Annotated in this window: 6 protein-coding genes; 1 reads left to right on the top strand and 5 read right to left on the bottom strand. The window is 37.0% G+C overall.

Going from position 1 to position 11,603, the window contains the following annotated elements; genetic code table 11:
* Positions 1-545 precede the first annotated feature (545 nt).
* Both ACOVQ4_RS19875 and ACOVQ4_RS19880 read right to left on the bottom strand, forming a co-directional pair.
* Positions 546-1,868, bottom strand: a complete 1,323-nt coding sequence (locus tag ACOVQ4_RS19875; RefSeq protein WP_421822349.1) for a T9SS C-terminal target domain-containing protein — start codon at positions 1,866-1,868, stop codon at positions 546-548.
* Positions 1,869-2,049: 181 nt separating this feature from the next.
* Positions 2,050-4,866 carry a TonB-dependent receptor domain-containing protein gene (locus ACOVQ4_RS19880; protein ID WP_421822350.1) on the bottom strand — a complete coding sequence of 939 codons (2,817 nt, stop codon included), beginning with the start codon at positions 4,864-4,866 and terminating at the stop codon, positions 2,050-2,052.
* Between the two features lie 652 nt (positions 4,867-5,518).
* Here ACOVQ4_RS19880 and ACOVQ4_RS19885 point away from each other — a divergent pair.
* A complete protein-coding gene (locus ACOVQ4_RS19885) occupies positions 5,519-7,438 on the top strand; it encodes a tetratricopeptide repeat protein (protein WP_421822351.1) in 1,920 nt (639 codons plus the stop codon).
* A 147-nt stretch (positions 7,439-7,585) separates the two neighbouring features.
* On the opposite strand, the gene ACOVQ4_RS19890 is transcribed toward ACOVQ4_RS19885, so the two are convergent.
* The 3 genes from ACOVQ4_RS19890 to ACOVQ4_RS19900 all read right to left on the bottom strand — a co-directional run bounded on the left by ACOVQ4_RS19890 (position 7,586) and on the right by ACOVQ4_RS19900 (position 11,429).
* Positions 7,586-8,452 carry a hypothetical protein gene (locus tag ACOVQ4_RS19890; RefSeq protein ID WP_421822352.1) on the bottom strand — a complete coding sequence of 289 codons (867 nt, stop codon included), beginning with the start codon at positions 8,450-8,452 and terminating at the stop codon, positions 7,586-7,588.
* Positions 8,453-8,463: 11 nt separating this feature from the next.
* Positions 8,464-10,053, bottom strand: coding sequence for an AAA family ATPase (locus tag ACOVQ4_RS19895; RefSeq protein ID WP_421822353.1), 1,590 nt, complete (start codon positions 10,051-10,053; stop codon positions 8,464-8,466).
* Between the two features lie 116 nt (positions 10,054-10,169).
* Positions 10,170-11,429: an MFS transporter gene (locus tag ACOVQ4_RS19900; RefSeq protein WP_421822354.1), complete on the bottom strand. Its 1,260-nt coding sequence runs from the start codon at positions 11,427-11,429 to the stop codon at positions 10,170-10,172.
* Positions 11,430-11,603: the final 174 nt, after the last annotated feature.

An 11,603-nucleotide genomic window follows, 5' to 3' on the forward strand; every position in this document is an offset into this window, starting at 1 on the left:
AAGTACTTAGCTTTTCAGGCTCGAAGGAATTAAAAAAATCCTTCGTACACTACTAGTTGTGAATTGCGAATTTGAACAACGAACCATTTATTAATCAAAATTTTACATTCACAATTAGGGCTTTACGAAAGATATTATTTTATTCAAAAGCGTTCTAATCATTAGCAACCCTTGCGGTAGCCCAACTCAACATGGCAACCGCAAGGGTTGCCGCTACTGGAATTTTATTCTGAAGATAAGATAAATCTTTCGTACAGGTCTAATAATACTTAAGCAAAATAAGATTTAGGTTGTATGCTTTAGGCACTAAGCAACAGACAAAGAGTTTTAAAATGTTTTTTAATAATCAAGAACATGCTTTTTTCCAAAGCCCACCGCCGAAAGCCGATACCCGAAAGCCTAATGCCTACGGCTTACAGCCTAATGCAATTTTATTTTGCCCACTAACTTACTTATCATTCATCAAAACCAAAAAAGCTTAAGGTAGCACCTTAAGCTTTTCTTCATTACACCAATATAAAAAATCCTAACGGACTTCTTGTCTTTTAGTACTCAGTAGTTTGAGGATTGAAATTCGTCCATTTTTGAGTCCAATCATTTGAGCCGTCAAATGCACCTCTGAAACTCGCTGAATCGAAACCTGTTGGCAATACTACGCCATCAGCTAATATTCTTGAACCTTTTTGTGGGGTAAACTTTGGAGCTCCCAAAAGGTTGAAATCTGCTTGTAAACCTAAATCTGTTAATGACCAGCTAATAGCATTTTTGCGATTAGCATCGTTAAACATGGTTGTCTCCACATTCAAAATTGGAGTAGTTGCACCTGTAATTACAACACCTCTATAATCTGATTTACCATTTTTGAAGTTATCTTGAGACAACGTTCCTTCCAATTCTAATCCAGCTTTAGGGAAAGCACCGTTTACCACTGAATTGTAGATACTCAAAGCGGAGTTACGTCTGATGCGGAAAGCTGAACGGTATTTTTTGTCAACTGTGCCGTTGGCGATATAGATACTCACGTTTGCAAATTTGGCAGAAGTTTGTGGTAATGCCGTCGAACCTGAACCGTCGTTATCTGATTCAAAACCGTTTGAGTCAGAACAACTACACTGGTCAGCTACTAATGGGTCACGAAGTGCAACAGCATATTGTACATTTCCTGAGAAACCATTGTCTGTATCAAAATCATCATCCAAAGTACGGTACGAAATCAAGTGTTTTGCATTTACTGCACCACCAAACCATTCGTAAGCGTCATCGCCAGAGTGAGAAACTTGAACATAGTCGATTTTTGTTCCGTAACCTACACCACCCAATGTCAAACCATTAATTTCTTTATCAGTTTCGAAAGCAACACCTGCAAATTCGATACGTACATATTTCAAAATACCAGAGTTGTCTGCATCGTTGGTGCCACCAAAAGTTGTTACGTTTTCACCTTCAATGGTGATAGGCGTCTTATTTACTTTAGCTTTTCCTAAAATAATTACACCACCCCAGTCACCTGCTTTACGTTGTCCGATTGCTTGGTTAGAGGTAAAAACGATGGGTTTATCTTCTGTACCTTCAGCCAAAATTTTGGCACCAGGTTTGATAATCAAAGTACCTTTTGTTGGCAAATCACCCTTGATAATTGTTCCTGGCTGAATCGTTAGGGTTACGCCTTCTTCTACATACACAAAACCATTTAAAAGGTATTTCTTATCGGCAGTCCAAGTGGTATTTGATGTTATAGAACCTCTTACTACCACCATTTCGCGACTTGCTACTGGTGTTGGTTCCTGAAAATCGTTTTCCAATTTACCACATGAAGTAGTTGCTAAAGCAATGGCAGCAATGTAAAGAAGTTTATGTATATTTTTCATGATTTCTGATATTGGCTTTTGACAAAATAGTTAAGCTATGGCTTCTGTTTATTCTGTTAAAAAAGTTTGTGTACGGTTTTACAAAACTGAGTTTAGTTTCACTCCTGAAGCTATCACTCAACTAATGGATTTTGATAATTTACTGATAACTGATATACAATTAACCAATCTTCTTACTGGATTAGAACTTGTAGTTGATACCGATAGTTGATGTAGTACCACGTTTGTATGTTCTAAACACATCATCTTTACCAGTTTCAATTTTCTTATCGTTGTTGGTATCATTGTAGAATCTAAATGGTTGATTCAACAAATCTTGGATACCTACTTTTACCTCGATGTGTTTCCCGAAACCTTTTGTAAGGTTTAAGTCAATTACATTTCTTGGCATTTCGTATACAGTTGGGAATACTACGCCATCACCTACCAAGAAAATACGAGAACCTACTACGTTGTAAAGAATGTTGGCAGATAAATTACTTTCGTTATCGTTGTAATAAACCCCAGCGTTAATCAAGTACGGAGACTGACCTTGTAAGAAACGACTGTCTGAAGACTGTCCGCTAAAGCCTGTTTTTACATCAGAATCAATGATTGAAGCATTCAACAAAAGTGTTAGGTTATCTACAAACTTCGAGCTTGCTAAGCCTTTCAATGATTTACGCATTTCTAATTCCAAACCTCTACTAAATGCTTTTTCTGCATTTCCAACACCGAAGGCAATACCCGAACCTGCGTTCAAAATTCTTGCTTCGATTGGGTTAGTAAATTGCTTGTAGAATGCAGCAAGTGAGATTACTTCACCTTCAGACGGATAGAATTCGTAACGTAAATCGTAGTTTGCAATAGTTGCTGTTTTCAACTCAGAGTTACCTACACGAGTTACGTCATAGTTAAAGTCATAATAAGGGAATGGCGCTAACTCACGGAACTCAGGACGGTTTACAGTTTGGCTATAAGCTGCACGAATCTGGTTTTTCTCGTTCAATACATAAGAAAGTGTTACAGAAGGCAACCAGCTCAATAATGGTCTGTCAACATTTAATTTTTCACCACTACCACGTTTCAGCGTTACTAACTGCTGACGGTTTTGTTCTGCTCTTACTCCAAACGAAGCATTGAATTTGCTTGAGAAAGGAACATAAGCGTTTACATAACCAGCATACAATTCGTTACGAGCTTTGTAAGCATCTTCGTATCCAGTTCCTTCGTTATAAAACAATCCAGTTGTAGACAAGTTAGCTGGGTCGAAGAATTTTTCAGGTGATTGTGTCAAAATTGCATCACCAACATTGTTAGCATTTACGATACCAAACCAACGAGCAGCGAAATTACGGTCTTTCTTCTCCAAATATGTACCAGCACGAAGCTTAATCAATTCTTTTTCAGTGGCATCTGCTTTACCAATACGATGCTCTAAGTCGATACGTCCAGATACTACATTTTCAGTTAATGCTGAGTAAAAACGTGCTGCTTGCTGCAACGTCGGGCTTTGTGATTGTTGAATATTGATTGTGAATGGATCGTTGCTACCCAATGTACGGCTCGAAGTAAAACGACGGTTGTCTGGTTCTTGACGGTTTGTGTATCCGTAACCACCTGTCCAAGTCAACTTTGTCATATCCGACAATTCATGCGTACCGCTCAACTGACCTGAATAGATACTCTTTTGTTCGTAAGTCATCGAGTAGTTTTTCAACTCAATGTTATTGTTGTTATAACCATTTCTCAAAACAGTTTCTTTTGAACCTAATTGGTTAAACAAGTTACGGAATTCGATTTTGTTGGCTGGGTTAATAATCAAAGCCCAGTTTGACATTACACCTACTCTAACGTTTTCTGAATAAGCATTATCGTTGTAAGCAAACTCCTTTTCACTAGCAGTATTACCAGCATCAGCATTGTAAGCGTAACGATAAAACTCAATATTTGGCGTTCTTTGATGGGTAAAGCTGTAGTTGATGGCATTGATAGTCGCTAATTCAAAATTTCCTACATTAAAACGACGTGTCATTCCTAAGTTACCTCTAAAGTCAGGCAATACGGATAAGGTGCTTTGGTTGAAATAGCTTGGTAAAGTTTTGAAGGCATTTACAACAGCAGGAGTATTAGCACCCGATAGGATAGTACTTGTGCTAGGGATAGACGAAGGCAAACCTCTCAAACCATTATCAAAACCTAAAAAGTCTGTACCGCTTCCTTTATACGTAGTAGCAGTTTGAAAAGTAGTATTGCTACGATGTCCTAATGAAAAACCAGCTGTAAAAGAATTTCCATCTGGGATAGTTTTAGTATAAATCTTGATTACACCACCACCAAATTCGCCAGGAAGGTCAGCCGAACCCGATTTGAAAATCAACATACGGTCAATGGCAGAAGATGGGATCAAGTCAAAAGAGAAAGCTTTTGTATCTACTTCAGTAGAAGGCGTAATGGCATCGTTGAGCAATACTGTATTGTAACGTTCGTTCAAACCACGTACAATCACAAAACGGTCATCTTGGATAGATACCCCAGGCACACGACGAACAACCGCCGAAGCGTCACGGTCTTGTGTTTTTTGGATTTGCTGTGCAGAAATACCAACGGCAATTTGTTCTACTTTTTTAATTTCTGTAATAACTGAAACCTCAGTTCCTTTATTTTTAGTACCACGTACTACAACGGCATCGAGTGTAGTGTTGGCCTCGGCAATCGTTGTGTTGATTAGCGTGGTTTTTCCTGCTTCAACTCTTACATTTGAAATTACTTTGTTTTCGTAACCAACAAATGAAAAAATAACAGTGTGAACTCCAGCAGGTACACGCGATAATTCAAATTCGCCTTGCATATTTGTTTGTGTACCGATTTGCGTACCATCAATTCTTACCGCAGTTCCTAACATAGGCTCGTTAGATTTTGCATCTTTAAGGCTACCCTTGATACTACCCGTCTGAGCGTAAGACGCAATGGTTATGAATAAAAGTACGATTGTGCTGAGTAAAAATTTGCGTTGCATGTGTATGTGTATTAAATAGAAATATCTCTATGTTTTCGACGCAACAAAATTATTACTTGAATATTACCTATGTGTTTGTGAATTTTAAACAAACTGTTAAGGATAATACGTGTTTGATAACATTGTGTTAACATTGGAAATATTGGCTTAACAAAAGGTATTATATGGGTATTTTGTTTAATTATTTCTAGTAAAAAATACTTAAGTGTATTATTATGGAAAAATTAACTGTGTTAAGTTAGTGGGCAAAATACAATTTAATTTGTTTGCTTTTGGCTGTAAGCTGTTGGCATTAGGCAAAAGGTTTTTACAATTTCATAAAAACACCTTTTTTCGTTAGCTTTTAGTTATGAGTTATCGGCGGTAGGCTTTGGGAAAAAGCATGTATTTAGTCATTAAAAACATTTTAACACTCTTTGCCTTTTGCCTATTGCCTTTTGCCTATTGCCTAGTGCCTCTTCCAGATAAGCTAAAGTCGGTAGGTTTCTATCAGACAAAATATGATGCAATCAAATCTTGTCCAATGCTATTTGCTTTAGCATGGTTCTTGCTCAGATATTTTACTATTATTGTATCGTAGTAAAGGTTAAATTTGTAAGAAAAAGAGGGATTTAACCTCAGCATTAGCCTGCCTTTTTACCTTTTTCAAAAAATGTCAAAGAAAAATAAATCGCCAAAAGTAGAAACTCAGTCATCAAAAGTGACTTTAGAAACGACTATTTCAACGCCAGCAAAAACTTCGAAAAATACTATTTTAACCATCATCGTATTTGCCGTCGTTGTATTGTTGGGATTCAGCGGAGGTTTTAGTAATCAATTTGTCGATTGGGACGACCACGTATATGTAGTCGAAAATATCCTTGTTACCCATCCATCAGGACATTGGCTCGAAGCTTGGCAAAGCCATGTAGCCAGCAACTATCATCCATTAACGATGTGGTCATTAATGCTCAATGCGGTATTTTCAGGCGCAGAATCGGCACGGGCATTTATTGTAACCAACACTTTTATTCATTTTCTAAATGTTATTTTAGTTTGGCTTTTAGCACAAAAACTTCTTGAAAGTTATGAGACAGGCGAACGTCAAAAGAAATTTATAGCCATTCTTACCGCTCTACTTTTTGCCATTCATCCTATGCGTGTCGAGTCGGTTATTTGGGTGTCGGAACGCAAAGACGTTTTATATGTATTTTTCTTATTGCTGGGTAGCTTGCAGTATTTCAAATATGTGGATAAAGGTCAAAAAGTGATTCATTTGATATTTTCATTCTTATTATATCTAGCTTCATGTTTGTCGAAAGGACAAGCTGTTATTTTTCCATTAGTCCTCTTACTTTTTGATTATTGGAGAAATAGAGAGTTTTCTTTAAAAGTTTTTGTGGAAAAAATCCCGTTTTTCGTGGTATCGGTTGTATTTGGTCTAATAGCCATTAACATACAAGGAGGAGGAAATTTGGGAGGAATGATTCACCCAATTGCGGCAACAGGCGTGGCTCTCAAACCAGAAGATATTAGCTATTTCAAAACGATTACCTACGCAGGATATGGCTTTATGATGTATTGGGTGCACTTAGTGGCACCAATTGGTTTGCGCTCGATGTATATGTACGAAGACCCAACACTTTTTCATTCTGAATATTATTTGGGATTGGTCGTAATGCTTGGCATTTTGGGTTGGGGAATATTTAATATCAAGCGAAATAAACTCATCGCCTTTGGGATTGGCTTTTTTACGGTAACTATCATTCTAGTACTTCAGATTCTGCAAGTGGGTGGCGCTATTATGGCCGACCGATATACTTATTTGCCTTACATAGGTTTGTTTTTTATGCTGGCAGTAGGTATTTCAAAACTTATAGAAAACCCTAAAATGCAACAAGCCGTTTGGGCTGGCTGTATCGTTTGGTTAGGAATTTTGCTTGTCATTACTAGAAAACAAGTAGGAACATGGCGAAACTCAGGAACATTATTTTCTCGTAGAATAGAACTCGCCCCAGAAAAAGATGATAGAGCCTACAGTGCCGCAGGACAATATTATGGTGCAAAAGAGAACAATTTAGACTTGGCGATTGCCTACAGCGAAAAGGCCATTCAGTTAGGATATAAAATTGATGTTACGCCATTGGGCAATCTAGCTTCGGCTTATGAACGTAAAGGCGACTATCCTAAAGCAATCGAATATTTGACCAAAGCTATTCAGCAATTTCCATCAGCGGATACTTATCTCAATCGAGGCAATACGTATCTCAATGCCCAGATGCCAGACAAAGCACTTCCTGATTTGGAAAAAGCACTCACGATGCCCGAAAACAAGCGCATTGGTGTAAATTATGGCTCTTTGGCGACGGCACAACTTAATACCAACAGAACAGAAGAAGCCCTTAAAAACTTTAATATAGCCATAGACCAATACGGAAGTCAAAACCCTGAGCATTTTTATAATAGAGGTGTAACTCATCACAAATTAGGTCATTTAGAGGCAGCAATTATTGATATTAAACGATGTTTACAATTAAAACCAGACCATCCGCAAGCTTCTCAAGCATTGAGTCTTTTGGGAGTGAAGCGGTAAATGTTGATTGGGTGAATGTTCTAAAAATTGTATTTTAGCTGTAGAGACGCAATGCTTTGCGTCTAAAGACTTATCCTTCCGAAAATTATAATATCAAAAACGGCGGTCGAAAAACTAATTTAGACCGCCGTTTTGATATTATACATGTTACAGTTCATTTTTTTTGAAAAGCTCAAACATTCTCAGTAATAAATCCTTTTGTTTTGGTTCAAACTGATTTGCAACAAATATGTCAAACTTGTAAAATACAAAATAGCCAAATCTAGAATAGTTATTTTCAGGCTCTTGGAGTTTGGCTATTCGTTTAAATACTACATTTAAACCTCCACGAAATCTCTCCTGAGCTGCGTTATTACCCATATTAAGTAAAAACTCATGTAGTAACTCTTTGATTTCAGCAATGAGTTCTTTTAATGATTTATATCTTGCAAAAACAATCGGTTCTCTATTGAGCTTTAATTTATTGATAGTAATTTCTGCTCGATTTGTCAGTCCTTTGATTGTCCCATCAGGCATAAAAATAAAATGCTCCTCCACCTTGTCAATCTCAGGGTTTAAAAATAAGGCTTTCTCGGCAAGAAGCACTTCTGAATTGATAGACACAAAGTCCCAATGAGCCACTCCGTCAGGCGTTAAATTTGGAGCAAATACCCTATTACCTTCCACAGGAAAACTATTACTTTTATTTTGATTGCATATACTACAGCCCAGTGTCAAATTTGTCCATTCGTATGCAAGCCAATAATAGCCCAAATGTTCTTTATCCTCAATTAATTTAGCTTTGGGTCTATAATGTTCTACTTGTAAGGTTGCACCAGCCAAGGTGTTTGTTTCACAATATGCGCATTTGTTTTTATAAATCGCTAACAGCTCATCTAAGGTTTTTCCTCTGTAAATACTCTTATTGAACTTATGTTCATTTTTCGTTTCCAAAACCTCTTTTAATAATGAATCTGTAACAGATTTTAGCAGGCCTTTAGGAGGATTATCAAATTCTTTTGTAACACTAATCATAAGGCATCGAACTATTTAGGATTACTTTTAGGTAAAAATAATTCATCAGGAAATTGTTGATTACGTTTCTCAAACTCTTTCAGATAGGCTTCCACTTTGAGGTTTTCTTCTAGTTCTTCATACGAATCCTCTGTTCTGACTTCTTCTAAATTTTCATGTTGAACAGAAACAAAGTCTTCCAAATCAAATACTCCTGAAGTAAGCAACAAATTTGGCGTAAGATTTTTTAAATCTATGTTGACTCTTTCAAGTTCGATACCGTTCTTTTTAGTTCTTGTAACTTTGATGATAATACTATTGGCATAGGCACCTAGCAAAGGAATAGGACTATGTGTGGTAACGATAAATTGTATTTTGGGGAAAATAGTTGAAAACTTTCCTACTATCTCACGTTGTAATTTGGGATGCAAGTGTAAATCCAATTCGTCGATAAGTACAATTCCTTTCAAGTCATTAGGTTCTTTAATATCAGGCTGCTTACGAGAAAGTCTCAATATAATATCTCCCGCCAATGCTATTATTGCTTTAAAGCCAGAGGCCAATTTTTTAAATGGTAAAGGCTGGTAAATAGCATCTCCAAAAGCATCTATCTCTTTTTCTATATATTCAATTTTATCAGATATCTCATTGTAGTTTATATCTGCAAGTTGAGGAATTAAGGTACAAAATGCCTTTTTGACTAACTCAAATCGAGGGTCATTCTTTAGTTTCCATTTTACTAATTCATATTCAATATTGAGCAACCAACCATCTGAGTTAAACAAGTTATAAGAAATAGAACTTTTACCCTCTTCGTCATTCTGAGTACCTGATAAATTTAATCGAATAGGACCATAAGCCACCAAATGTTGCAGAGGGTGTTGATTGTTGATAATATCATTTATGAAGCTTTCTTCTTGACTTTTATATTCTACCTGTATTACACAATTAGCTTCTTCTACTAGATTGGTATTGCCATCCAAACGTCCATTTAACCCTAAAAATATAGATTGTAAAACAGTAGTTTTGCCAAAACCATTTTCTCCTACCAAGAAAATCCATTGTGCATCTACAGGAATAGCTTCCAATTTGGTCTGTACAATACCTTGAAAATTTGAAACAGATAATTGCTTTAAAGTATATGGTAATTCTTGTTGCTCAGAAAGTAGGTAAACGTTAGGTTCATTGACTAAAGGCTCAGATACAGGAGAGTCTATTTCAAATAAATGAGATAAATCTATACTTGAAGTCTCTGTAGCTGTAATATTTGGAGTTAGTGCATGGAGAGATTTCAAGTAAAGCAATAGTCCATTTATTACATCATTTATAGTTGTAGAAAATGAATAAATTCCCCTTATGCTGTAGATAAATGTGGCACTTTTCTTATTAAATGTCAATTTTAATTGAGTCTTATTTTCTAAATCATAAGCTTCATAATTAGCAACTCCATCAATTCTAAAAAATAGTTCTTCGTGTCCTTTCGGATAAATTAACAATAAATAATCGTCCGTAGCTGGCCCAGCGACTAATGGATAGTCAGCTGTTAAGTTGAACTTCTTAACTTGTTCAGAAATATCTTTCAGTAAACCTATTACAGCATTTGGTAATTCTTTTCTATTCATGTGCTATCGCTTTAGAACTGTCGTCATTACACAAATTTGCGTAATTTATATGGCACTTTCAAGAACATCTAAAAATAGAAAGCCCCCTTAGTAAGTTTACCAAGGGGACTTTCTATTTACAACTTTAGCTCTATCCTCTCAATCTTCGGAATCAGCAATTTCAATAGCGTAAAGGCTATCATATAGGCACTGGCGGCATAGGCGAATAGAGGGGTGTAACTACCTGTTTTTTCTAATACCCAACCTATAATCATCGAAAACAACACGCCTCCTAAAGCGCCTGCCATACTGCCAAATCCTACAACGGTTGCCACGGCCTTGCTCGGAAATATATCTGACACAAGGGTATAGGCATTGGAAGACCATGCTTGTTGTGCTGCCAAGGCAATTCCTACCATGACGACAGCAAACCATAAATTGGTAAAATAACTACCAAAAAACATGGGCAATACGGCACATGCACATACCAAAAATGCAGTTTTGCGGGCGCTGTCGATACTATATGATTTCTTCTGAATCAGCCATGTCGGAAACCAGCCTCCTATCACACTACCCGCATCGGATAGTAAATAGACTGTCATTAATGGCAAACTGAGTTTTCCAAGAGGAATACCAAAGGTTTTATCCAAAAATTTAGGCAACCAATATAGATAGAAATACCATACTGGGTCAATCAAGAACTTCATGATGGTAAAAGTCCAAAGGGCTTTATAATTCAAAAGTACTCGCCAAGCGATGGGCTTTACGGCTTGTTGTTCTGATTGAATGTAGTTTCGTTCTTCCTCGCTTACACTTGCATGCTGGTCGGGCGTGCGATAATAGCTCCACATCCAAATGACTACCAAAAAGCCTAGTGCACCAGTCATGATAAAAGTTGCCTGCCATCCAAACTGAATTGTTAAGAACGGTACAAGTAAAGCCGCAACGATTACACCCATATTTGAGCCTGCATTGATAATACCTGCTACAATCGAACGTTCGTGTGCTGGAAACCATTCGGAGGTAGCCTTTATCGCCGCAGGAAAATTACCCGATTCTGATAAGCCTAAAAATACTCTAGCTAGACCAAACCCCATAGGTGTACCCACAAAAGCATGTGCCATCGATGCCAAACTCCATAACAAAATGGTAAGTGTATAGCCCAACCTTGTGCCTATGCTATCCAAAATACGCCCTACAACGGCCATTCCAATCGCATAAGATAACTGAAATGCACTTACGATATAGCCGTATTGTATTTCGTTCCAGCCAATCTTTTTTTGTAAGTCACTTGCCAAAATACCTAATACCTGTCGGTCAAGTAAATTGATAGTGGTAGCTGCAAAAATCATCGCACAGATTGTCCAGCGTATCTTGCCTTGTGGTTTGGTATTCATAGTTTTAGTTTAGGAATATAAATAATAATGATGAGTTATGAGTACTTTCAAATAACAGATATACCATTAACTGATAACCTATTCTCCCATTTCACTAAGGTATTTGCTGTACCAATTCAAGCACAACACTTGGGTCGTGTTCAATACCAAAATAATCTAAATATAACGAAACCT

Source organism: Flectobacillus sp. (genome assembly GCF_049240685.1).
Classification (GTDB): Bacteria; Bacteroidota; Bacteroidia; order Cytophagales; family Spirosomataceae; genus Flectobacillus.